This window comes from Arthrobacter sp. UC242_113 (assembly GCF_044054585.1).
Classification (GTDB): domain Bacteria; phylum Actinomycetota; class Actinomycetes; order Actinomycetales; family Micrococcaceae; genus Arthrobacter.
Genome location: NZ_CP171968.1, coordinates 895,100 through 918,242, shown reverse-complemented (window position 1 = coordinate 918,242; position 23,143 = coordinate 895,100). Strand labels below are relative to the sequence as shown.

Sequence of the window (23,143 nt, the reverse complement as noted above, 5' to 3'; positions counted from 1 at the left end):
CCTAAAGGATGGCGAGGTTGCGCTGCAGCTCATAGGGGGTCACCTGCAGGCGGTAGTCCTGCCACTCGGCCCGCTTGTTGCGCAGGAAGTGCTCGAAGACCTGCTCGCCCAGAATCTGCGGCATCAGTTCCGAGTCCTCCATGGCACGGATGGCGTCATGCAGGCTGGCAGGAAGGGGATCGTGGCCCATCGCCCGGCGCTCGGCAGAGCTCAGCGACCAGATGTCGTCCTCCGCCGCTGCCGGCAGTTCGTAGCCCTCCTCGATGCCCTTCAGTCCGGCGCCCAGGAGCACGGCGTAGGCAAGGTAGGGATTGGCGGCCGAGTCGATGCCGCGGTATTCGATCCGGGCTGACTGTCCCTTGCCCGGCTTGTACAGCGGGACGCGGACCAGGGCGGAGCGGTTGTTGTGCCCCCAGCTCAGGTAGCTGGGCGCTTCTCCCCCGCCCCAGAGGCGCTTGTAGGAGTTGACGAACTGGTTGGTGACCGCGGTGAATTCGGGGGCGTGCTTGAGGATGCCGGCAATGAACTGGCGCGCCGTCTTGGAAAGCTGGAACTCCGCCCCTGCCTCGAAGAAGGCGTTGGTGTCACCTTCGAAGAGCGAGAAGTGCGTGTGCATGCCGGAACCCGGGTGGGCCGTGAAGGGCTTGGGCATGAAGGTGGCGTACGTGCCCTGCTGCAGCGCCACCTCCTTGATGACGGTCCGGAAGGTCATGATGTTGTCCGCCGTCTGCAGGGCGTCCGCGTAGCGCAGGTCGATTTCGTTCTGGCCCGGCCCGGCCTCGTGGTGGCTGAACTCCACGGAGATGCCCACCGATTCCAGCATGGTCACCGCAGTGCGGCGGAAGTCCTGGGCCACGCCACCGGGGACGTGGTCAAAGTAGCCGCCCTCGTCCACCGGAATGGGCGAACCGTCGGGGCCGGGTTCCTGCGACTTGAGCAGGTAGAACTCGATCTCGGGGTGCGTGTAGCACGTGAACCCCATGTCGGCTGCCTTGGCCAGGGTGCGCTTGAGGACGTTGCGCGGATCCGCTGCCGAGGGTTCGCCGTCGGGAGTAAGGATGTCGCAGAACATCCGGGACGTCTGCTCGGTCTCGCCCCGCCACGGAAGGATCTGGAACGTGGACGGGTCCGGCTGGGCCAGCATGTCCGATTCGAAGACGCGGGCGAGGCCCTCGATGGCCGAGCCGTCAAAGCCCAGGCCTTCGTCGAAGGCGCCTTCGACCTCGGCAGGAGCCAGGGCCACCGACTTGAGCGAGCCTACGACGTCGGTGAACCACAGGCGCACAAAGCGTACGTCGCGCTCTTCGATCGTGCGCAGGACAAACTCTTGCTGGCGGTCCATGAAGGCCTCTTTTCCGGTCTACGTTCATGCCCCGGTCCGTCCACGACGGAGCAGCGGCAGCTCACGAATCACTTTACTAAGCATTTAGGCGTGATGCTGGCGGGGCTGCAGCGCGTAACACAGCGTTAACACTCAGCCGCAGACCGGGCAGCCCCGGACGGGCCCCCGTTATGACGCGAATCACCAGTGGTCCGCTGCCGGCCGGTGGCTAGCACGGCGGGTCCCGGACTACGCTCTAGCCATGGCCTCAAGCAGCAGTCCCGATCCAAGCATGTCCGCTGAAGTACCTGCTCCTTACGGGAGCGGCCCCGCGGCAGCCGCAGCGCCGCCGGCGGAATCCGGACGGAAGCCGCTCTCCCGGATCCGCACGCACCACCTGCAGCAGGCCAAGACCAGCGGCGAACACTTCGCCATGCTCACGGCGTATGACCAGTACACGGCAGAAATCTTCGACCAGGCCGGCATCGAGGTTTTGCTGGTGGGCGACTCCGCGTCCAACAATGTCTTCGGCAACGAAACCAGCCTTCCCGTCACCGTCGATGAGCTGCTGCCGCTGTGCCGCGCGGTCGCGCGTTCAGCCAAGCGCGCCCTGGTGGTGGCGGATCTTCCCTTCGGCAGCTACGAGGTTTCGCCGCAGCAGGCTGTGGCCACCGGCGTGCGCTTCCTTAAGGAGGGCCTGGCGCATGCAGTGAAGATCGAGGGCGGCAAGTTCTACGCCGAAACCGTCAGGGCCATGGTCCAGGCAGGCATTCCGGTCATGGCGCACATAGGCTTCACGCCCCAGAGTGAGCACTCCCTGGGCGGCTACCGCGTGCAGGGCCGGGGCGACGACGCCTCGCGGCTGGTGGAGGACGCTGCGGCGCTGACCGACGCCGGTGTTTTCAGCGTGCTCATGGAAATGGTTCCCGCTGAGACGGCAAAGGCCGTGGACGCTGCCATTCCGGTGCCCACCATCGGCATCGGCGCAGGCAATGCCACCACCGGGCAGGTTCTGGTCTGGCAGGACATGGCCGGGTTCCGCGGCGGCAGGATGGCCAAATTCGTCAAGCAGTATGCGGACCTCAGGACCGTGCTGAGCGACGCGGCCAAGGCCTACGGCGAGGATGTCCGGTCCGGGCAGTTCCCCGGACCGGAACATTCGTTCTAGAGGGCCTGGGCGCCCCAAAGATCAGTCGTCGTCGCCCTTGTCCCAGGTTTCGTTGCGCGCCTTGACCTTCTCGAGGGCGTGTTCCGCCTCTTCCCGGGTCTTGTAGGGACCGATCAGCTGGGTCCAGTCCGACATCGCGTCTTCCTCCACCATGTGGGTCTTGACGTTGTACCAGTACTCGGGCATCGGTGTTCCTCGCTTTCCGGGTCAGCAGCACACTGCCGCCGTGATCCACGTAACGTAACCCGCAACGTCAGCCGCGGGCCGCATTAATTTACATGGCGTTCTGTACTGCCTTATATGATCAATCTATGCCTTCCTTAGCCTCGACCGCACCCACCGGCACGCTTACCCCGGGAACGATCAGCCCGCAGCGGGCCGTTCCCGCGTCGATCGCGCGGCCGGAGTATGTCGGCAAGCCAGGTCCGGCCAAATTCACCGGGTCAGAGGTAAAGTCACCGGAAACCATCGAGAAGGTCCGGGTGGCCAGCAGGATCGCCGCCCAGGCCATCGTGGAGGTGGGCAAGCACATCCGGCCAGGCGTCACCACCGACGAGCTGGACCGCATCGGCCACGAGTTCCTGCTGGAGCACAACGCCTACCCCTCCACACTGGGGTACCGCGGTTTCCCCAAGTCCCTGTGCTCGTCGCTGAATGAGGTCATCTGCCACGGCATCCCGGACAGCACGGTGGTGCAGGACGGCGACATCATCAACATCGACATCACCGCCTTCATCGGCGGGGTCCACGGCGACACCAACCACACGTTCCTCGTGGGCGACGTGGACGAGGAGTCGCGGCTGCTGGTCGAACGCACGAGGGAGTCCCTCAACCGGGCCATTAAGGCCGTTGCCCCGGGACGCGAGATCAACGTGATTGGCCGGGCCATCGAGTCCTACGCCAAGCGTTTCGGCTACGGCGTGGTCCGCGACTTCACCGGACACGGCGTGGGCGAGGCCTTCCACACCGGGCTGATCATCCCGCACTACGACGCCGCACCGGCCTACAACACCGTGATCGAGCCCGGCATGGTGTTCACCATCGAGCCCATGCTCACCCTCGGCACCATCGAGTGGGACATGTGGGCCGACGACTGGACCGTGGTCACCAAGGACCACAAGCGCACTGCGCAGTTCGAACACACACTCCTCGTCACCGAAACCGGCGCCGAGATCCTTACCCTTCCCTGACGCCAGGCAACCGCCCGCGTCATTCCGGCAAGTCACCCTTGCCCAACCCGAGCCCCTACCCTGCCACGAACGGAATCCCATTGGCCAAGAAGGACGAAAAGACCCGCAAGCACGCCCCGCTGATCGGCATTGACATCGGCGGAACCGGAATCAAGGGCGGCATCGTCGACCTGAAGAAGGGCAAACTGATCGGCGATCGCTTCCGCCTGGCGACGCCGCAGCCGGCCACACCGGAAGCGGTGGTCGAGGTGGTGGCCAAGGTTGTCGAGGAACTCTCGGCACGCCCCGACGCACCCGAGGCCGACAGCCCCATCGGCGTGACCTTCCCCGGCATCATCCAGCACGGCGTGGTCCACTCTGCCGCCAACGTGGACAAGAGCTGGCTCAACACGGACATTGATGCGCTGCTCACGGCCCGCCTGGGCCGCCCCGTGGAGGTCATCAACGACGCCGACGCGGCCGGCCTGGCCGAAGCCCGGTATGGTGCGGGTGCCGGAATCGGCGGCACCGTCCTGGTCATCACGCTCGGCACCGGCATCGGGTCGGCGTTCATCTTCAACGGCCACCTGGTGCCCAACGCCGAACTCGGCCACCTGGAGGTCGACGGCTTCGACGCTGAAAGCAAGGCGTCAGCGGTGGCCCGTGAACGGGACGGCCTCAGCTGGGAGGAGTACAGCGTGCTGCTGCAGCGTTACTTCTCCCATGTCGAGTTCCTGTTCTCCCCCGAGCTCTTCATCGTCGGCGGCGGTATCTCCAAGCGCGCCGATGAGTACCTGCCGCGCATGAAGCTGCGCACCCCGATCGTTCCCGCTGAGCTGAAGAACGAGGCCGGCATCGTGGGCGCTGCCCTGGAGATCGCCGTCAAGCACGAACTGGCGAAATAGACCCGCGCGGGCCGCGGTCAGCGCGGCCCGCAGGCGTTAGCCTGAGGACACACCGAAGGCGGCAGACCCGCAGTCTGCCGCCTTCGGTGTTTTTACGTAAAGCTGATGTTTGCACTGGAGCCGGTGGCGGCTGCGGCTTCCCCTCCGCTGCCGCCACCGGAGACTTTAGAGCGTGCTCTTCGCGGTGTTCTTGGCCTCGGAGCTCTTGGCCTCGGAGCTCTTGGCTTCGGTGTTCTTGCCATCGGCGTTCTTGGCTTCGGAGCCCTTGCCGTCCACCTTGCCAGTTGCTGCTTTGGCGTCGACGTCGGACTCGTGCCGGAGCAGCGCAATGGCCGATTCGAAATCCTCAAGTGATTCAAAGGCCTGATAAACACTGGCGAAACGGAGGTAGGCCACCTTGTCCAGCTTCTGCAGCGGCCCCAGGATGATCAGCCCAACCTCGTGGGCGTCAATTTCCGCCGCGCCCGAGGCCCGGATGTTCTCCTCGACTTCCTGCGCCAGCATCGCGAGGTCGTCCTCGCTCACGGGCCGGCCCTGGCAGGCCTTGCGGACACCGTTGATGACCTTGCTGCGGCTGAAGGGCTCGCCCACGCCGGAGCGTTTGATCACGGACAGGCTGGTGGTCTCCACCGTGGTGAAGCGGCGACCGCACTCGGGGCACTGCCGGCGGCGGCGGATGGCTGAACCGTCGTCGGCCATCCGGCTGTCCACCACGCGTGAATCAGGGTTGCGGCAAAACGGACAGTACACGTTTTTCCACCCTTCCTTGGCGAAGCTTCTAGCACCAGTCTATGGCCACATATAGCCGAATAACAAGCCTGTAATTACTACATGTAGTGGGCGGTCCCTACATATAGTGGTCAGCTGCCCGTCTGGAAACGGACCGTGACCGCGTCGCCGTGCGCAGGGAGGTCCTCCGCACCGGAGAGGCTGACGATGTGACCACTGACTTGCCCCAGCGCCGCCTCCGAGTAGTTGATCACCTGGATGGCGCGCAGGAACGTGGTGACGTTCAGCCCGGACGAAAAGGCCGCGGTACCGCTGGTGGGCAGCACGTGGTTGGAGCCGGCGCAGTAGTCGCCGAGGCTGACGGGGCTGTAGTCGCCGACGAAAATGGCGCCCGCGTTCCGGATCCGCGCCGCCACAGCGGGGGCGTCCGCGGTCATGATCTCCAGGTGCTCGGCCGCGTAGGCGTCGCACGCCGCGATCCCCTGGTCGAGGTCGTCTACAAGCACGACGCCGGACTGCGGGCCTGAAAGTGCCTCGCGGACACGCTGGCTGTGCTTGGTGGATGCAGCCTGCAGGTCCAGCTCCTCACGGACTTCTGCGGCGAGCTGAAGGGAGTCGGTAATCAGCACGGAGGCAGCCTTCGGATCGTGCTCGGCCTGGCTGATCAGGTCGGCGGCAACGAAGGCCGGGCGGGCCGTGGAGTCCGCGAGGATGGCAATTTCCGTGGTGCCCGCCTCGGAATCGATCCCCACCACGCCCTTGACGAGGCGCTTGGCCGTGGCGACGAAGATGTTCCCGGGCCCGGTCACGACGTCGACGGGTTCGAGAGCGGGTGTCCCTGATCCGCCCGGCACGCCGTAGGCGAAGGCGGCGATCGCCTGGGCTCCGCCGATTGCATAAACCTCATCAATCCCGAGCAGCGCTGCAGCGGCCAGGATGGTGGGGTGCGGAAGGCCGCCAAAGTCCTTCTGGGGCGGCGAGGCGAGTGCGATCGATTTCACCCCGGCGGCCAGCGCCGGAACCACGTTCATGATCACCGACGACGGGTAGACCGCCAGGCCGCCGGGGACGTACAGGCCCACGCGTGCCACGGGCACCCATTTCTGGCTTACCACTGCGCCGTCGCCCAGAGAGATGTCGACGTCGGCCGGGCGCTGGCCGTCTGCAAACCGGCGCGCACGGCTGATGGACTCCTCTAGGGCCGAACGCACCGCCGGGTCCAGGCCGTCGAGGGCTGACTGCAGTGCCTCGGCCGGAACGCGCGGGTGCGTCTGCTCCACGCCGTCGAACGTCCGGGCGAAGTCCGCAAGGGCGGCAAAGCCGCGCTGGCGGACGGCCGTGATGATGTCGGTGACCTTCTGCTCGGCGTCTGCGACTGTCTGCTGCCGTGCCCGCGGCACCGCCTCGCGGAGTTCGGCCAGGCTGAGACTGCGGCCGCGCAGGTCAACGGTTCGGAAATCGACGACGGGGGCATTCGGGCGTGCGGAGCTGTCCGGAGAAGTGGTCACCCGTTCATTTTACGCGCCGCGGCCCCGCGCCCCGACGAGTGTTACTGCCACGCGGTACTGCCGCTGCTACTGCCACGCGCGGCCGTCACCGCCGTCGCCGCTGTCGTCCGGGTACCGGTCCACGGAAGCGCGGAGGAGGCCGATGATGCGCAGGACGAAGAATCCGGCGGCAACCGCCGCCGGCCAGAGGACAAGGACAGTCAGGGACCGCAGTGAAAAGGCCACACTGGCGTTCGCCGACGTGTCCTGCGGAGCTCCCAGCCAGCGGCCCGCCAGCACGCCGGTCTGCCACGCCAGGACAGCTGCCGCTGCGCTTGCCGCGACGGACAGCAACAGAAACTGCCGCGTCCCGCCGTCGCGGCGGCCGGACAACAGCACAGCCACCAGGCAGCCGGCGAACACAAACAATCCCGCCAGGACCAGATCCCGGGGCAGCCAGCCCTGGCTGTTGGTTCCGGACGACAGCACGGAGTCCCCCGATAGGAGGTTTTGCCCGCCCGGGGCCAGGAGCCACCAGAGGAGCCCGGCGGGGATGCCGGCACCGAGGATTGCGGCCGCCCATGCGTAGCCCCTGCCGGGTCGCCGCCGGGCACCGTGGGCCTCTTTGGAGGAGAGGGCCGGAGGGACGGGTGCAGGCTGGGTCATGAAGAAACGCTAACAAATGTTAACTGGCAAATGTTCGCCGGCACTCCGCGGCATGTGTCTGCCGGCCAAGGGATCTCCCATCCGCCCGGAAGCCCCATAGTCTTGTACTAGAGACTCAACCGGCACGAATGCAGTAGGGAGATCGATTCCAGTGACCTCAGATGATGTCGCCTTCGAGGGCACGTTCAAAGAGATGTTCCGCCGGCACGCAGCGGGCGTAGCCATCATCACCGTGAACTACGACGGTGTCCCCTACGGCTTCACGGCAACCTCCGTCGCCTCGCTTTCCGCCAAACCCCCGCGCTTCACCTTCAACATGGCACGCAGTTCCAGCTCGTGGCCGGCGGTGGCCAACACCACGTACATTGGCGTGCACATGCTCGGGCTGGAGAACCAGGAGCTGGCCGACCGGTTCGCGCGCACCAAGGAACGCTTCGCCGGCGACCACTGGGCCCACGGACCCCATGATGTGCCGGTGCTCAAGGACGTTGCCGGCTGGCTGATCGGCAAGATCCAGATGCGCCTGTCGTTTGAGAACAACGCCGTCGTGGTGGTCGAAGTGGTGGAAGGGCAGGTTGGCGAGGACGGCTCGCCGCTGCTGTACCACTCCGGAACGTACGGGCAGCCGGTTCCGCTGGACTACGAAATCTGAGAACCCGCGAAGCTAGGCGTCCAGGCAGGCCGGGCCCAGCAGCACCTTCAGGTCCCCGAACAGCGACGGGTTGGGGTTTACCCGCAGGTGCACGGGAAGCGCCATGACCTCGATGCGGCTGTCGCCCTGCAGGTTCACCCGGACCTCGGAGTTGCCCCGGTGGTTGCGCAGCACGTCCCCCAGCTCCGTGACCACGGCCTCGGTGGCCTTGTGCGTCTGCATGGTGATCACCAGAGGTCCGTTGGTGCCCTGGCTGAGGTCCGGGACGGAGAGCTCCATGCAGTTCAGGGTCACGGCACCGTCGTCGCGCCGCTGCAGCCGGCCCTTGACCACCACGATCAGGTCCTCGGCCAGAACCGAGGCAATCGGCCCGTAGACCTGGCCGAAGAACATGACCTCCATGGAACCGCCGAGGTCCTCGATCTCCGCCCGGGCGTAGGCGTTGCCGCTGGCCTTCGCGATCCGGCGGCTCAGCGAGGTGATCATGCCCGCGATGGTGATGATGGCGCCGTCGTGCGGCCCGTCCTCCGCGATGATCGACGTGATGGACTGGTCGGCGTGCTGGCTCAGGACCCCTTCCAGGCCCTGCAGCGGGTGGTCTGAGACGTACAGTCCCAGCATGTCCCGCTCGAACGCGAGCTTGTCCTTCTTCTCCCATTCCGGCAGGTCGGGAATCTCGATGCTGAGCGACGCTTCGGACTCAGCTTCATCGAAGCCGGCGAACAGGTCGAACTGGCCGATCGCCTCGTTGCGTTTGAGGGTGATGACGGAGTCGATGGCTTCTTCGTGGACCATGGCAAGGGCGCGGCGGTGGTGGCCCAACGAATCGAAGGCTCCGGCCTTGATCAGGGATTCGATGGTGCGCTTGTTGCACACCACGGCCGGCACCTTCATGAGGTAGTCCTTGAACGAGGTGTAGGCGCCCTCGCTCGTGCGGGCGGCCACCATGGCCTCAACTGCGTTGACGCCGACGTTGCGGATGGCGCCCATGCCGAAGCGGATGTCCTCCCCCACCGGGGTGAAGTTCAGGGCCGACTCGTTGACGTCCGGCGGCAGCACGGTGATGCCCATGCGCCGGCATTCGTTGAGGTAAATGGCGGACTTGTCCTTGTCGTCGCCGACGGAGGTCAGGAGCGCGGCCATGTACTCCGGCGCATAGTGGGCCTTCAGGTACGCGGTCCAGTAGGAAATCACGCCATACGCCGCCGAGTGCGCCTTGTTGAAGGCGTAGTCGGAGAAGGGCAGCAGGATGTCCCACAGAGTCTTGACGGCCTCCATGGAGTAGCCGTTGTCCTGCATGCCCTGCGAGAAGCCGGCGAACTGCTTGTCCAGCTCGGACTTCTTCTTCTTGCCCATGGCGCGGCGCAAAATGTCTGCCTGGCCCAGCGAGTAGCCGGCCAGCTTCTGCGCCACGGCCATGACCTGCTCCTGGTAGACGATCAGGCCGAACGTTCCGCCCAGGATCTCCTTCAGCGGTTCCTCGAGCTCCGGGTGGATCGGGATGACGTCCTGGATCTTGTTCTTGCGCAGGGCGTAGTCGGTGTGCGCGTTGGCGCCCATCGGTCCCGGCCGGTACAGCGCCAGGACGGCGGAGATGTCTTCGAAGTTGTCAGGCTTCATGAGTTTGAGCAGGGACCGCATGGGACCGCCGTCGAGCTGGAACACGCCCAGCGTGTCGCCGCGGGCCAGCAGCTCATAGGACGCCGCGTCATCCAGCTCCAGCGTTTCAAGGTCCAGGTCGACGCCGCGGTTCATCTTGATGTTTTCCAGGGCGTCCGAAATGATCGTCAGGTTTCGCAGCCCGAGGAAGTCCATCTTGATCAGGCCGAGGCCTTCGGACGTCGGATAGTCGAACTGCGTGATGACCTGGCCGTCCTGGAAACGGCGCATAATCGGAATCACGTCGATGATGGGGTCCGAGGACATGATCACGCCGGCCGCGTGAACACCCCATTGCCGCTTCAGGCCCTCGATGCCCAGCGCGGTTTCGAAAACCTTGGCGGCCTCGGGATCCGTGCTGATCAGCTGCCGGAAATCCCCCGCCTCGCTGTACCGCTTGGCATCCTTGTTCTGGATGTCGGCAAGCGGAATATCCTTCGCCATCACCGCCGGCGGCAGGGCCTTGGTCAGCGTCTCACCCATGCTGAAGGGGTAGCCGAGCACGCGCGAGGAGTCCTTCAGCGCCTGCTTGGTCTTGATGGTGCCGTAGGTGACGATCATGGCCACGCGCTCGTCGCCGTACTTGCGCGTCACATAGTCGATGACCTCGGAACGGCGCCGGTCATCGAAGTCGACGTCGAAGTCGGGCATGGAGACGCGGTCCGGGTTCAGGAAGCGCTCGAAGATCAGGCCGTGGTGCAGCGGATCCAGGTCGGTGATGCGCATGGCGTAGGCCACCATGGAGCCTGCACCCGAACCACGTCCGGGACCCACCCGGATGCCGTTGTTCTTGGCCCAGTTGATGAAGTCGGCCACCACGAGGAAGTAGCCCGGGAAGCCCATCGAGGTGATGACTTCCAGCTCGTAGTCGGCCTGCTTGCGGACATTGTCCGGAATGCCCTTCGGGTAGCGGTAATGCAGCCCCTTGTCGACCTCCTTGACCAGCCAGGAGGTTTCATCCTCGCCCTCGGGGCACGGGAACCGGGGCATATAGTTGGCGCCGGTGTTGAAGGACACCTCACACCGCTCTGCGATCAGCAGCGTGTTGTCGCACGCCTCGGGGTGGTCGCGGAACAGCTCGCGCATTTCCTGCGGCGACTTCAGGTAGTAGCCGCTTCCGGAGAACGCGAAACGGGAGCCGCCGTTGTCATAGGTGGGTTCGAGCAGCGTCGAGCCGGACTGAATCGCCAGCAGGGCCTCGTGCGCCTTGGCGTCGTGTTCATGCGTGTAATGCAGGTCGTTGGTGGCAACGAGCGGCAGGTTCAGGTCCTTGGCCAGCCGCAGGAGATCGCCGGTGACGCGGCGTTCAATGTCCAGGCCGTGGTCCATGAGTTCGCAGAAGTAGTTCTCCGCGCCGAAGATGTCACGGAACTCCGCGGCGGCTTCCAGGGCCTCGCGGTACTGGCCGAGCCGCAGCCGGGTCTGGACCTCGCCGGACGGGCAGCCGGTGGTGGCGATGAGCCCTTCCGAGTATGTGTTCAGCAGTTCGCGGTCCAGCCGCGGCCACTTGCCGAACACCGAATCAAGGGAGGCGATCGAGGAGGCACGGAACAGGTTCCGCATGCCCACGTTGTTGTAGCTCAGCAGGGTCATATGGGTGTACGAGCCACCACCGGAAACGTCGTCCTTGCGCTGGCTCTCGTCGCCCCAGCGGACGCGGCCCTTGTCGCCCCGCGCAGTCCCGGGGGTCACATACGCTTCGACGCCGATGATGGGCTTGATGCCCTTGTCGGTGGCCTTCCGCCAGAAGTCGAAGGCGCCGAAGAGGTAGCCGTGGTCGGTAGTCGCCAGCGCAGGCATGCCCAGCCGCTCGGTTTCGTCGAACAGCTCACCGAGCCTGGCGGCGCCGTCCAGCATCGAGTACTCGGTGTGGGTGTGGAGATGTACGAACGAGTCATTGCTGGAAGTCACCGCACTATTCTAGTGCCGACCCACCGACAATTAGTGCCGGTGCCGCCGGCTCAGGCCTTGCCGGTGCCCAGGACCTCCAGGGCGTAGGCGAGGTCCTCGGGATATTCGCTGGTCACGGTGACGCGTTCCCCGGTGCGCGGGTGGTCAAAGCCCAATTCACGGGCGTGCAGCCACTGCCGGGTGAGCCCGAGGGTAGCAGCCAGCCGCGGGTCGGCCCCGTAGGTGAGGTCTCCGGCACACGGATGGCGAAGCGCGGCGAAATGGACCCTGATCTGGTGGGTCCTGCCGGTTTCCAGGTGCACCTCCACGAGGGTGGCCTTGCCGAACGCCTCAAGGACTTCGTAGTGCGTCACCGATGGCCGGCCGTCCTCAATGACGGCGAAGCGCCAGTCGTGGCCGGGATGGCGTCCGATCGGGGCGTCGATGGTGCCCTGAAGGGGATCCGGCAGGCCCTGGACCACCGCGTGGTAGACCTTGTCCACGGTGCGTTCCTTGAACGCCCGCTTGAGGGCGGTGTAGGCGGGTTCTGTCTTGGCCACCACCATGACCCCCGAGGTCCCGACGTCGAGGCGGTGGACGATGCCGGCACGCTCGGCGGAACCGGACGTGGAAATGCGGTAGCCGGCCCCGGCCAGACCGCCGACGACGGTGGGTCCTACCCACCCCGGGGAAGGATGCGCCGCGACCCCCACCGGCTTGTCGACCACCACAAAGTCGTCGTCATCCAGCAGGATCTTCAGGCCTTCCACAACTTCCTCCACGACTTCAAGGGGATCCCGGCGCTCGGGGACCGTCACGTCCAGCACGGTGCCGGACGCGAGCTTGGCGGACTTCCCCACCGGTTTGCCGCCGCTGACCACGTTGCCTTCGGCTATCAGCGTCGCGGCGGACGAACGGGACATGCCCATCAGCTTGGCCAGGCCCGCGTCCACGCGGGCCCCGTCCAGCTCCTCGGGGACCACCACCCGCTCAGACATTGTCGGTTCCGTCCCGCTTTTCGACGCTATGGTGCGAACCGTCAAGGGCGATCCCCCGCAGGGTCAGCAGGCAGATGATGACCACAGATGACACCACGGCCGAGTCGGCGATATTGAAGATCGCGAAGTTGGGCAGCTGGATGAAGTCCACCACGTGCCCCATTCCGAATGACGGATCCCGGAACAGCCGGTCCGTCAGGTTTCCCAGGGCTCCACCGAACAGCAGCCCCAGCGCCAGTGCCCACCAAGCGGATCCGAGCTTGCGCAGCTGGAACAGGATGGCCGCCGCGACCATCACCATGATGATCGTGAACACCCAGGTCACATTCTCGCCGATGGAGAAGGCCGCCCCGGAGTTCCGGATATAGTACCAGTGCAGCAGCGGGGGCAGCACCGGAATCCGTTCGCCCTCCACCATGGTGTTGGTCACCCACAGCTTGGTGAGCTGGTCGAAGACGTAGGCGAACACTGCCAGTCCGGCGAACAGGGACAGCAGGACGCCGCGCCGGGGCCGCGGTGATGATGAGGCTGGATGCGCTGCGTCAGCGGCAAGGTCGTCAGTCATGGTGCTTTCATTCGGGAACCGTCGTTAATGGCAAAAGCCGGTGGCCGAGGAATCCTCAGCCACCGGCCTTCAGAATACGTGCTAAACGGCGGCGCTGCTGCTTTCGCCAACCTCAGGGGCGGCAACGGAACCACGGGCGTCCAGGTCGCGCAGCTGGCCCTCGATGTAGGCCTTCAGGCGTGAACGGTAGTCGCGTTCGAAGCCGCGAAGCTGCTCCACCTTGCGCTCGAGAACGGAACGCTGCTGCTCGAGGGCGCCGAGGATCTTGCGCGACTTCTCCTGCGCGTCGTTGACCAGGCTGCTGGCTTCGATCTGTGCTTCAGCGATGATCTTGTCGCGCTGCTGCTGACCTTCGGAGACGTGGCGGTCATGCATCTGCTGCGCCATGGCAAGCAGGCCGGCAGCGGACTCGGAGACGTTGCTGCTGGTGACGGCGGGTGCCGGGGCTGCAACGGGGGCTGCCTGCTCAGCTGCCTTCTTCTTGGCAGCTTCAGCGGCCTTGGCTTCAGCTTCGGCCTTCGCGCGCGCTTCGTCCTTCTCGGACTTGGACGGCGCGGGGACCTTCTCAACAACAGGGGGGACGGCGGAGGTAGCAGCCGGTGATCCGGTGCCGCCTTCGGCGAGCTTCTTGCGAAGCTCTTCGTTCTCCTGGTTCAGGCGCCGCAGTTCGACGACGATCTCGTCCAGGAAGTCGTCAACCTCGTCCTGGTCATAGCCTTCGCGGAACTTGGTCGGCTGAAAGCGCTTGTTGACAACGTCTTCTGGCGTCAAAGCCATCTGGTCACCTCGTTGGTCTAGTTCGTCAGGAGGCCTTCCGGCCGTCAAAACTACGGTACCTAAATATGGTCTGGTTCCTCTAATTCAACACCGTGGCGTCGAAGAAAAGGCTTTCTGCGCCAAGGCAGGCATCCAAGCGGATCGGCCCCGGCGCGGCAAGCTGATATGAAGTTATGCAAATGACTTGGTGATCGCCATGGCAATGCTCAGGCCGATGAACAGCACCAGAAATCCGAGGTCCAGTGAGACGCCGCCCAGCCGCAGCGGCGGGATAAGACGCCGAAGAACCTTCAGCGGCGGATCGGTCACCGAGTAGACCGCATGAGCCGCCACCAATGCTACCCCGCGCGGACGCCATTCCCGCGCGAACATCTGAACCCAGTCAAAGACGAGGCGGACAATCAAAGCGACGAAAATGAACAGCAGGACGATATAGACGAGCCCGAATAGTATTCCCATGAGCTAACCCATTGTCTCCATGTTCATCGCGGGCACTTCGGTGCCCTGGGATCCGGCTAGGGGCATCCTGCCAGATTTTGCTGATCCCCTATTTCAGCACGGATGCCAGGCAGGTGCGTCCCTGCCTGGCATCCGGAGCGCCGCTTTTAGCTTTGGTTGAAGAAGCTGGCCGTGGCCTCGCTCGCTTTCTTGTCATCTCCGATGACTTCAACGTACGACGGCGACAGCAGGAAGACCTTGTTTGTCACGCGCTCGATGCTTCCGCGCAGACCGAAGACCAGGCCGGCGGAAAAGTCCACAAGCCGCTTAGCGTCCGACTCCCCCATATCCGTCACGTTCATGATGACGGGGATTCCGTCTCGGAAGCTTTCGCCGATGAGCTTGGCGTCGTTGTAAGAGCGCGGATGGATCGTGGTGATCTGCCGCAGTCCGGTGGTCTCTTCGCGGCTCGATGCCGCTCGCTTAATGGGTGTCACGGGTGCGCGGTATTCCTCTTCGGCAGCTGGTGGCACTTCACGGGTGACCTCTCGGAGCGGCGCCGGCGCGCGGCGCTCTTCACGGTCATGCTCCACTGAGTTGTCCTCATCCTTTTGCTGGGTGGAAAGCTCAGACTCGTAGTGTTCATCGCCGTCGGCGAGCCCAAGATAGATCATTGTCTTGCGCATAGCGCCAGCCATGGTCGACTCCTAATCGTGTCCTGAAGCGGGCCGCCCAAAGGTCAAGACAGCATTGGAATCCCCGCCATTCACTTCCAATACGACAGACGCTACCGCACGGCCGGGCGCGAACCGAGAATATCTGAGCCAATTCGGAGGTGTGTCGCACCGAATCTGACAGCTGCCTCCAGGTCCTGGCTCATGCCGGCGGAAATCTCCGTAGCGCCGGGGAAATTCCGCTGCAGGCCGGTTGAAATGCCCAGCAGTTTTTCAAACGCCCGGTCCGGATCCGCCCCGAGCGGCGCCACCGCCATGACACCTGCCAGGCGAAGACCGTCCGCGGCTTCGAGCTGTTCGGCCAGCTTCGGCACCTCGGCGGGGGCCGCGCCGCCGCGGTGCGCGCCGGCGTCGTCGTCCAGGCTCACCTGGATGAAACAGTCCAGGTCGCCGCGTCCGGTCAGTTCCTGCTGGGCGGCCATGGCCCGTTCCAGTGCCGTCACCAACTGGGATCGGTCCACCGAGTGGACGGCTGAGGCGTACCGGACCACCGTCTTGGACTTCTTGCTCTGGAGCTGGCCCACGAAGTGCCAAGTGAGCTCCAGGGCCTCGAGTTCCTCGGCCTTCGCCGCCGCCTCCTGGTCCCGGTTCTCGCCGAAATCCCGGACGCCAAGCGCTGCCAGCCGGCGGACGTCCTCGGCCGGATGAAACTTGCTGATCACTATCAGGCGCGGCGGGTTCTCTTCGCGGCCGGCCGCCGCGGCGGCACGGGCGATGCGCTGCCGGACGGCGTCCAGGCGCTCCCCCAGCTGCACTGCCCGGGCATCCCCGGACGGCGGGCTGTCAGTCATGGGTCCACACCAGTCCGGCGAATCTGCCGCACCGGGAGTCGCGGCGGTAGGAAAACAGGAAGTCGTTCTCAAACGTGCAGGGTCCCCGGTATTCGATGGAAACGCCGAGGGCCTCGAGCTGGCTGGCGGCAGCGCCGGGCAGGTCGAGCGCCGGCGTCCCCCAGGAGGTGGTTGACCATGCGGACGGCAGGACAGCGGCAACCTCGTCGCGGAGTTCGGCGGGCACCTCGTAGCAGTTTCCGCAAACGGACGGGCCGAGCCAGGCCCGGATATCCGCGGCGCCGGAGGCGCGCATTTCTTCAATCGCCGCCGGAATGACTCCAGAGAACAGACCCGGGCGCCCGGCGTGAACAGCGGACAGTACGGGCCCCGAAGACCCCGCGCCCACCAGGACCAGCGGAATGCAGTCCGCTACCATCACCGCAAGCGGGCCCCCGAGGGACACCAGAGCATCCGCAGTCGGTGCCGGCTGGATTGGTACACCTGGTTCAACGGCTGTTCCACCTTCAGCGCCCGTCCCGGACTCAGCACCTGTTCCAGGTTCGATAACAAGGGACACTTCGTTGCCGTGGACCTGATTCATGTACTGAAACTTGCGCGGCGAGATACCGGCGCCGTCCTCCAACCTGCACCTGCGGCGCAGCACCGCGGCCGCGTCATCGCCCACGTGCAGGGCGAGGTTGCCGGCATTCGTGTCGGTGAACGCCACGGACACGCCAGGCTGCACTTCAGCACGCCACAAAAACAATTCGGAACTCCGGCAATCAGGTTAGGAAGCTGGGACAGCTGCCGGGCGGATGTCCGCCCGGCATCCTGCTACTTCAGGAAATCGGGGACGTCCAGGTCGTCAGACCGGCTGCCGGTCAGGTCAGGCTCAACCACCGACGGAAGGTCGACGTCGAAACCCGAGTCAGCGGGGACAGCGGACGGGCGCTGCTGCCCCCAGCTGCTGAGACCCGCAGCGCCGACACCGGCGTGAACTGGCTGGACGTGGACCTGCGGGCTGCCCGCTGACGGCTGGCTCTGCGGGGCCGCGGCCGGAACGGCGGGGCGCTGCGGTGCAGACTGCGGCTGCGACTGGTCCATGGACGGCGAGGTGGCCTTGACGTCGTCGAAGCCGGCCGCGATGACGGTGACGCGGGCTTCATCGCCCAGGGCGTCGTCGATGACCGCACCGAAGATGATGTTGGCCTCAGGGTGGGCAACTTCCTGCACGAGACGCGCAGCCTCGTTGATCTCAAACAGTCCGAGGTCGGAACCGCCCTGGATCGACAGCAGGACACCGTGGGCGCCGTCGATGGACGCTTCCAGCAGCGGGGAGGCGATGGCGAGCTCTGCTGCCTTGACCGCGCGGTCCTCGCCGCGCGCGGAGCCGATACCCATCAGGGCGGATCCTGCGCCCTGCATGACGGATTTCACGTCGGCGAAGTCAAGGTTAATCAGGCCGGGCGTGGTGATGAGGTCCGTGATGCCCTGCACACCGGACAGCAAGACCTGGTCAGCGGAGCGGAAGGCGTCCAGGACGGAGACGTTGCGGTCGCTGATGGACAGCAGACGGTCGTTGGGAATCACGATCAGGGTGTCCACCTCGTCGCGCAGGGCGTCGATGCCCGCCTCGGCGGAGCCTGCGCGGCGCCGGCCTTCGAAGGTGAACGGACGGGTGACCACACCGATGGTCAGGGCGCCAAGGGAGCGCGCAATGCGGGCAACCACCGGCGCGCCGCCGGTTCCGGTGCCGCCGCCTTCACCCGCGGTCACGAAGACCATGTCGGCACCGCGGAGGACTTCCTCGATCTCGTCAGCGTGGTCCTCGGCAGCCTGCTTGCCAACCTCGGGGTTCGCCCCGGCACCCAGCCCGCGCGTCAGTTCCCGTCCGACGTCAAGCTTGACGTCAGCATCGCTCATCAGGAGGGCCTGGGCGTCGGTGTTGATTGCTATGAATTCGACGCCGCGGAGACCCACCTCAATCATGCGGTTGACTGCGTTCACGCCACCGCCGCCGATGCCGACGACCTTGATGACGGCCAAGTAATTCTGCGGAGCTGCCACGTTACGTGTCCCTTGTTAGTGTCCTATTGCGAAAACTGATGGAGTCGAGCTTGAAGCCCTGAACCTTAACCTTCCAGTTGAAGGTTATAGTTATGTCAAGTAACTCACGTCTGTGACGCTATTTCCTATGCTGGCTACATTCAATAACCGCCACCGCGTGTCGTCCTAATCCCCGTGAAATACATGGAGGGTTCGCGTCAAGATCGTCGCGCCAAGATCACCGCGTCACCGGATGCCGCGGCACACTCACGTCGTAAGTGCTGACCGGGTTGGCTGGATCTGCAGGTACCTTGAGCAGCGCCTCCAGCACCCGGGCCTTGAGTTCCTTCTCCCCCGCGTTGCCCCAGATGACGGTCTGGCCGTCCAGCAGCTTGAGTTCCACTGCATCGACGGACTTGGCGGAGGCGTTGGAGAGCTTGGCAAGCACGTTGGCCGGGAGCGCGCCGAGGACCTCGGCCGTGGCCTGGAACAGGTCCTTGCCGATGGTGCCTGCGCCGCCGTCAATCACCGGCAGCTTCACGGAGGCGGGGTCGGCGGTGGTGCTGAGGCGCACGCCGTCGACGTCCACGAGCATGTAGTCCTTGCCGCGCTTCACAAGGGCGACGGGGACGCGTTCCTGAACCTGCACCACCAGGACGGACGGCGGGTGGGCCTGGGTGGTGACCGACTTGATCTGGACGAGCGGCTTCAGCAGCGCGTTGACCTCCGAATCGCTGACCTGCGGCAGCGGCTTGCCCAGAATTGGCTTGAGCGCCGCCTGCACCTGGGCGGGTTTGAGGAGCTTCGTGCCGGTGATGCTCATGCTTTGGACCGCAAGCACCGGTGAATAGACGGCGGCCACGATGAGCCCCGCCATCAGGGCGGCCGTGACACACACGGCAACTATGATGTTGCGCCTGATGCGCCGGCCCCGGGGCTCGGGAAAGGCAAGCACATTGTCCTGCCCGGCCGCGTCCGGTGCAGTGGCATCCGGTCCTGCCGCGACAGTTCCCGGCTTGGCAGGCCGGGGCTCGGCAGGTCCCGGCTTGGCAGATTCCGGGCCTTTCAGCCGGGGCCACGGGGCCTTGGCTGGTTTGGCCTGTGCCGTGCCCTTCGGAGCAGCGTTGCCCTTCGGTGTTGCCTTCCCCCTCGGCGTGTTGGCGTTCTCCTGCGCCTTGCCCTCAGGCACGCCCTTGGTGGCGGTAATCACGGCCGGCTTGCCGCCGTCGGTACCAGCGGCCGTGTCCCGGCCAACAGAGTCCCGGCCGGCAGTGTCCCGGCCGGCAGAGTCCCGGCCGGCAGTGTCCCGGGCGGCGGGCTTGGCCGGACGGTAGGTGGGGCGCCTGGTGCTAGCCACCGAGGGACTCCACGATGAGCGGCCCGTAGGCGGTGACGTCCCCGGCGCCTGCAGTGAGGATGATGTCCCCCGGCTGCGCGGCGGCGGCCAGGGCGGCTACGGCCTCGTCGCCGCCGATCAGGCCGCTGCCTGCGCCGAGATGCTCGGTGATGAGCGCACTGGTGACGCCGGGGATGGGATCCTCCCGTGCCGGGTAGATGTCGAGCACCAGGGCAGAGTCCGCGGCCTTGAGAGCGTCGGCGAACTCGGCGGCGAACTCCCGGGTCCGGGAAAACAGGTGCGGCTGGAAGAGCACGTGCACCTTGTGGTCGCCGGCCACGGACCTCGCCGCCGCGAGGGCTGCCCGCACCTCCGTGGGGTGGTGGGCGTAGTCGTCGTAGACCCGCACGCCCCGGCCCTCCCCCTTGTATTCGAACCGCCGCGACGCGCCGGAGAAGCCGGCCAGGGCCGATGCAGCCGCCTGTGCGTCCACGCCGAGTTCGAGCGCCACCGCCATGGCGGCGGCAGCGTTCAGCGCGTTATGCCGTCCGGGGACCTGCAGTGCCAGGGGGAACCGGCCGCCCGCCGTCGTAATGGCAACCTTGCCCGGGCCGCCGTCGTCGAGCCGGAGGTCGGCGGCCTCAGAGGTGCCGTAGAGAACAACCCGGGCATTGCCCCGCTCCCTGGTGCGCAGCGCCAGCGCGTGCGCACCGGCGTCGTCCGCACAGGCCACCAGCACGCCGTCCGCCGGCAGCAGCGCCGAGAAGCGGTCGAAGGATTCGTACACGGCTTCGGCGGTGCCGTAGTGGTCGAGGTGGTCCGGTTCCACGTTGGTGACCACGGCGATCTGCGGACGGTAGTTCAGGAACGAACCGTCGGATTCATCCGCCTCGGCAACGAACACCTGGGAGCTGCCGTTCGCCGCGTTGACGCCGAGCGCCGGAACATTGGCGCCGATCGCGAACGACGGGTCGAGGCCCGCGCCTTGCAGCAGCACCGTGATCATGGACGTGGTGGTGGACTTCCCGTGGGTTCCGGCCACGGTCACCACGAGGTCATCGCCCATGGTGGCGGCCAGCGCTTCGGAGCGGTGCAGCACGGGCAGGCCCGCGGCCCGCGCGGCCTCGAGTTCGGGGTTGTCGGCGCGGATCGCCGATCCTGCCACGACGGTCTGGGCGTCGCCGAGGTTGCCGGCGTCGTAGCCCACGCAGATCCGGGCGCCAGCCGCGGCGAGCTCCGTCATGACCGGCAGGTCCTTCGCATCCGTTCCGCTGACGGGAATCCCGCGCGCCACCATGATCCTGGCGACGGCGGACATGCCCACGCCCCCGATCCCGATGAAGTGCACGCGGCCCAGTGTTTCCTGGCTGGGTGCTGCGTTGGTGGTCATTTGGATACCGCTTCCAGTACGAGGTCGGCCATGAGCTGATCGGCATTTCGGATGCCAAGGTTCTCCGCGTTCGCGGCCATCGTGTCGAGGCGGGAACGGTCGTTCAGCAGCGGGATGAGGCTGGTGCGGACCCATTCGGGGGTGAAGTCCCGGTCCGCCACCAGCAGGGCGCCGCCCGCTTCCACCAGCCCGCGGGCGTTCAGCGCCTGCTCACCGTTGCCGATCGGCAGCGGCACGAAAACCGCGGGAACGCCGACGGCGGCCACCTCGCTGACGGTGGCGGCGCCGGAACGGGCGAGCAGCAGGTCAGCCGCGGCGTAGACGGTTTCCATGCCGTCGACGTACTCAAGCTGGCGGTAGCCGTCGGCGCTCAGCGCGTTGCCGTCTGCGTCCGCCACAGACTTGCCGCGGCCGGTGATGTGGATGGTCTGGACGCCGGCCTTGGACAGTGCTTCGAGCGAGCCCGCCACGGTGCGGTTGATGCTTTGCGCCCCGGACGAACCTCCGGTCACGATGAGCACCGGCTTCCCGGGCTGCAGGTCCAGGCTGCGCAGGGCGCCGTCCCGGGCCGTTGCCCTGACCATGGCCGAGACTTCGCGGCGCATGGGCATGCCCACGTGGCGGGCGTGGCGCAGCGGAGTGCCGGCGAACGCCACGGCCACGTGCCGGCTCAGCCGCGCCCCGACCCGGTTGGCCAGGCCCGGCCGGGTGTTGGCTTCGTGGATGACGATGGGGATCTTCCGCCGCCAGGCAGCGAGGTACATGGGCGTGCACACGTAGCCGCCCACGCCGACGAGGACGTCGGCTGCGGAGTCGTCCAGGATGCGACCGGCCTGCCGCACTGCGCCCGCGAGGCGCCCCGGAAGGCGGAGCAGGTCCGCGGAGGGCTTCCGCGGGAACGGGACACGGTCGATGGTGGCCAGCTCCAGCCCGGCGGCCGGGACCAGCCTGGTCTCCATGCCGGCGGCTGTTCCGACGGCGAGCAGCCGGGCGTCGGGGCGGGCATCGCGGATGGCGGCGGCTATGGCCAGCAGCGGGTTGATATGGCCTGCTGTTCCGCCGCCGGCGAGGACCACGGACAATGACTCGGTTTTCATCAGGTGCTGGTTACGCTTTCGTACGGGATTTCTTGCGCCCGGGCAGCCGCAACGGGCCGAGCAGTTTACGGGGCCGGATGTTGGGCGCCATCTGTTCCCGGGCCAGTGACAACACTACGCCGATCGCGCAGAGCGACATCAGCAGCGCCGAACCGCCGTAGGAGATGAAGGGCAACGGGACGCCGATCACCGGCATCAGGCCGGTGACCACGGCCATGTTGACCGTCGCCTGGCCGAGCAGCCACACCATGATGGTTCCGGCCAGGACCCGGTGGAACAGGTCTTCCTGTGCCACCACCACCCGGTAGATGGAGGCGCCCAGGATGGCGAACAGGACCAGTACGACGACGGTCCCCACCAGCCCGAATTCCTCACCGATGATGGCGAAGATGAAGTCGTTATGGGCTTCGGGGATCCAGCTGTATTTCTGCCTGCTCTGCCCGAGCCCGACGCCGAACCAGCCGCCCGATGCCAGCCCGTACATGCCGTTGGTGGACTGGTAGTTGGCGTCGATGCCGTCGCCGCAGCTCTGGCCGGTCCACCACGAGGTGATGCGGCAGACCCGGTTGGAGCTGGTCATGGCCATGACCGCTATGACCGCGCCCAGGCCCAGGGCTGCGAACCCGAACAGGTAGAGGCGCACCCCGGCGAAGAACAGGGCGGCGGCGGTGATGAGCATGATGATCATGCCGGTGCCGAGGTCGTTTCCGACCAGGACGAGTCCGATGATCGCGCCGGCTATGGGCACCACGGGGACCACGGCGTGTCCCCACTGGTGCAGCAGCGACGCTTTCTTGGCGAGCACGGTGGCCATCCACAGGGCCAGGGCAAGCTTGGCGGCCTCGGAAGGCTGCAGGGTGAAGAACCCGCCGACGTCGATCCAGTTCTTGTTGCCGTTGACGCTGGTGCCAATGACCAGCACGAGGGCCAGCAGCACCAGTGCAACACCGATCGCCGGCCAGGCAAGTCGCTTCAGCCACACCACGTTGATCCGGGACAGCACGAACATGGTGAAGATGCCGAGACCGGCGAACAGGCTCTGCTTCAGGGCGTCCCCGTAGGGCGACTTGTCCGCGGCAATCGCCTCCACGCTGGAGGCCGAGAGCACCATCATGATGCCGATGGCAGTCAGGGCCAGCGTGGTGCCGAGGATGAGGTAGTAGGTGGAGCCGTTGCGCGACTTGCCGTTTCCCTCGAGGGCAGTCCAGAAGCGCCTGTACCACCGGAGCAGCCGGCCGCTCGCGGGAAGCCTGGATGCCGGAGTCTTCGGTGCAGCACCCGGTCCGGGTTTCTCCCCCGCCCGCTGCCGGGCGGCCGCGGGACGTGTGGGTGTGCTGACCATT

At 66.0% G+C, this 23,143-nt stretch carries 22 protein-coding genes; 4 read left to right on the top strand and 18 right to left on the bottom strand.

Annotated elements, in window-relative coordinates:
• Window position 1: 1 nt before the first annotated feature.
• Window positions 2-1,342 (bottom strand): type I glutamate--ammonia ligase, encoded by a 1,341-nt coding sequence (gene glnA / locus ACHMXB_RS04135; RefSeq protein ID WP_076798006.1) that lies wholly within the window; start codon window positions 1,340-1,342, stop codon window positions 2-4.
• Between the two features lie 241 nt (window positions 1,343-1,583).
• Between glnA and panB the strand changes: the two genes are divergently transcribed.
• Window positions 1,584-2,489 carry a 3-methyl-2-oxobutanoate hydroxymethyltransferase gene (gene panB / locus ACHMXB_RS04130; protein WP_395403006.1) on the top strand — a complete coding sequence of 302 codons (906 nt, stop codon included), beginning with the start codon at window positions 1,584-1,586 and terminating at the stop codon, window positions 2,487-2,489.
• A 21-nt stretch (window positions 2,490-2,510) separates the two neighbouring features.
• Here the strand turns inward: panB and ACHMXB_RS04125 are convergent, their stop codons facing one another.
• Window positions 2,511-2,675, bottom strand: coding sequence for an SPOR domain-containing protein (locus tag ACHMXB_RS04125; protein WP_395403004.1), 165 nt, complete (start codon window positions 2,673-2,675; stop codon window positions 2,511-2,513).
• A 125-nt stretch (window positions 2,676-2,800) separates the two neighbouring features.
• Here ACHMXB_RS04125 and map point away from each other — a divergent pair, with 125 nt between their 5' ends.
• The gene (gene map, locus ACHMXB_RS04120; RefSeq protein WP_395403002.1) at window positions 2,801-3,679 is read left to right on the top strand and encodes a type I methionyl aminopeptidase; all 879 of its coding nucleotides are present in this window, start codon (window positions 2,801-2,803) and stop codon (window positions 3,677-3,679) included.
• A gap of 80 nt (window positions 3,680-3,759) precedes the next feature.
• Window positions 3,760-4,563 carry a polyphosphate--glucose phosphotransferase gene (gene ppgK, locus ACHMXB_RS04115; RefSeq protein WP_111903643.1) on the top strand — a complete coding sequence of 268 codons (804 nt, stop codon included), beginning with the start codon at window positions 3,760-3,762 and terminating at the stop codon, window positions 4,561-4,563.
• Between the two features lie 165 nt (window positions 4,564-4,728).
• On the opposite strand, the gene nrdR is transcribed toward ppgK, so the two are convergent.
• The 3 genes from nrdR to ACHMXB_RS04100 form a co-directional block, all read right to left on the bottom strand.
• Window positions 4,729-5,313 carry a transcriptional regulator NrdR gene (gene nrdR / locus ACHMXB_RS04110; RefSeq protein WP_395403000.1) on the bottom strand — a complete coding sequence of 195 codons (585 nt, stop codon included), beginning with the start codon at window positions 5,311-5,313 and terminating at the stop codon, window positions 4,729-4,731.
• 110 nt (window positions 5,314-5,423) lie between these two features.
• Window positions 5,424-6,800, bottom strand: coding sequence for a histidinol dehydrogenase (gene hisD / locus ACHMXB_RS04105; RefSeq protein ID WP_395402998.1), 1,377 nt, complete (start codon window positions 6,798-6,800; stop codon window positions 5,424-5,426).
• Between the two features lie 66 nt (window positions 6,801-6,866).
• The gene (locus tag ACHMXB_RS04100; RefSeq protein WP_395402996.1) at window positions 6,867-7,445 is read right to left on the bottom strand and encodes a hypothetical protein; all 579 of its coding nucleotides are present in this window, start codon (window positions 7,443-7,445) and stop codon (window positions 6,867-6,869) included.
• 193 nt (window positions 7,446-7,638) lie between these two features.
• Between ACHMXB_RS04100 and ACHMXB_RS04095 the strand changes: the two genes are divergently transcribed.
• Window positions 7,639-8,097 (top strand): flavin reductase family protein, encoded by a 459-nt coding sequence (locus ACHMXB_RS04095; RefSeq protein WP_190603660.1) that lies wholly within the window; start codon window positions 7,639-7,641, stop codon window positions 8,095-8,097.
• A gap of 12 nt (window positions 8,098-8,109) precedes the next feature.
• Here ACHMXB_RS04095 and dnaE read toward each other — a convergent pair whose 3' ends face one another.
• The 13 genes from dnaE to ftsW all read right to left on the bottom strand — a co-directional run bounded on the left by dnaE (window position 8,110) and on the right by ftsW (window position 23,142).
• Window positions 8,110-11,667 (bottom strand): DNA polymerase III subunit alpha, encoded by a 3,558-nt coding sequence (gene dnaE, locus ACHMXB_RS04090; protein WP_395402994.1) that lies wholly within the window; start codon window positions 11,665-11,667, stop codon window positions 8,110-8,112.
• A 50-nt stretch (window positions 11,668-11,717) separates the two neighbouring features.
• Window positions 11,718-12,644, bottom strand: coding sequence for an RluA family pseudouridine synthase (locus ACHMXB_RS04085; RefSeq protein WP_395402992.1), 927 nt, complete (start codon window positions 12,642-12,644; stop codon window positions 11,718-11,720).
• Window positions 12,637-13,209, bottom strand: a complete 573-nt coding sequence (lspA, locus tag ACHMXB_RS04080; protein ID WP_395402990.1) for a signal peptidase II — start codon at window positions 13,207-13,209, stop codon at window positions 12,637-12,639. The genes ACHMXB_RS04085 and lspA overlap by 8 nt, the downstream gene beginning before the upstream one ends.
• 81 nt (window positions 13,210-13,290) lie before the next feature.
• Window positions 13,291-13,986, bottom strand: a complete 696-nt coding sequence (locus ACHMXB_RS04075) for a DivIVA domain-containing protein (protein WP_395402988.1) — start codon at window positions 13,984-13,986, stop codon at window positions 13,291-13,293.
• Between the two features lie 171 nt (window positions 13,987-14,157).
• The gene (locus ACHMXB_RS04070) at window positions 14,158-14,445 is read right to left on the bottom strand and encodes a YggT family protein (protein WP_102973980.1); all 288 of its coding nucleotides are present in this window, start codon (window positions 14,443-14,445) and stop codon (window positions 14,158-14,160) included.
• A 146-nt stretch (window positions 14,446-14,591) separates the two neighbouring features.
• Window positions 14,592-15,122, bottom strand: a complete 531-nt coding sequence (locus ACHMXB_RS04065; RefSeq protein WP_111903652.1) for a cell division protein SepF — start codon at window positions 15,120-15,122, stop codon at window positions 14,592-14,594.
• Window positions 15,123-15,211: 89 nt separating this feature from the next.
• The gene (locus ACHMXB_RS04060) at window positions 15,212-15,949 is read right to left on the bottom strand and encodes a YggS family pyridoxal phosphate-dependent enzyme (protein WP_395402986.1); all 738 of its coding nucleotides are present in this window, start codon (window positions 15,947-15,949) and stop codon (window positions 15,212-15,214) included.
• Window positions 15,942-16,697, bottom strand: coding sequence for a polyphenol oxidase family protein (locus ACHMXB_RS04055; RefSeq protein WP_395402984.1), 756 nt, complete (start codon window positions 16,695-16,697; stop codon window positions 15,942-15,944). Before ACHMXB_RS04055 ends, ACHMXB_RS04060 begins: the two co-directional genes overlap by 8 nt.
• Before the next feature lie 68 nt (window positions 16,698-16,765).
• On the bottom strand, window positions 16,766-17,998 hold the full coding sequence (gene ftsZ, locus ACHMXB_RS04050) for a cell division protein FtsZ (protein WP_395402982.1): 1,233 nt from the start codon (window positions 17,996-17,998) through the stop codon (window positions 16,766-16,768).
• 217 nt (window positions 17,999-18,215) lie between these two features.
• Window positions 18,216-19,334, bottom strand: coding sequence for a cell division protein FtsQ/DivIB (locus tag ACHMXB_RS04045; protein WP_395402980.1), 1,119 nt, complete (start codon window positions 19,332-19,334; stop codon window positions 18,216-18,218).
• Window positions 19,327-20,703 (bottom strand): UDP-N-acetylmuramate--L-alanine ligase, encoded by a 1,377-nt coding sequence (gene murC / locus ACHMXB_RS04040; RefSeq protein ID WP_395402978.1) that lies wholly within the window; start codon window positions 20,701-20,703, stop codon window positions 19,327-19,329. Before murC ends, ACHMXB_RS04045 begins: the two co-directional genes overlap by 8 nt.
• Window positions 20,700-21,800, bottom strand: a complete 1,101-nt coding sequence (gene murG / locus ACHMXB_RS04035) for an undecaprenyldiphospho-muramoylpentapeptide beta-N-acetylglucosaminyltransferase (protein WP_395402976.1) — start codon at window positions 21,798-21,800, stop codon at window positions 20,700-20,702. The genes murC and murG overlap by 4 nt, the downstream gene beginning before the upstream one ends.
• 10 nt (window positions 21,801-21,810) lie before the next feature.
• On the bottom strand, window positions 21,811-23,142 hold the full coding sequence (gene ftsW / locus ACHMXB_RS04030) for a putative lipid II flippase FtsW (protein ID WP_395402974.1): 1,332 nt from the start codon (window positions 23,140-23,142) through the stop codon (window positions 21,811-21,813).
• Between the last annotated feature and the right edge of the window lies 1 nt (window position 23,143).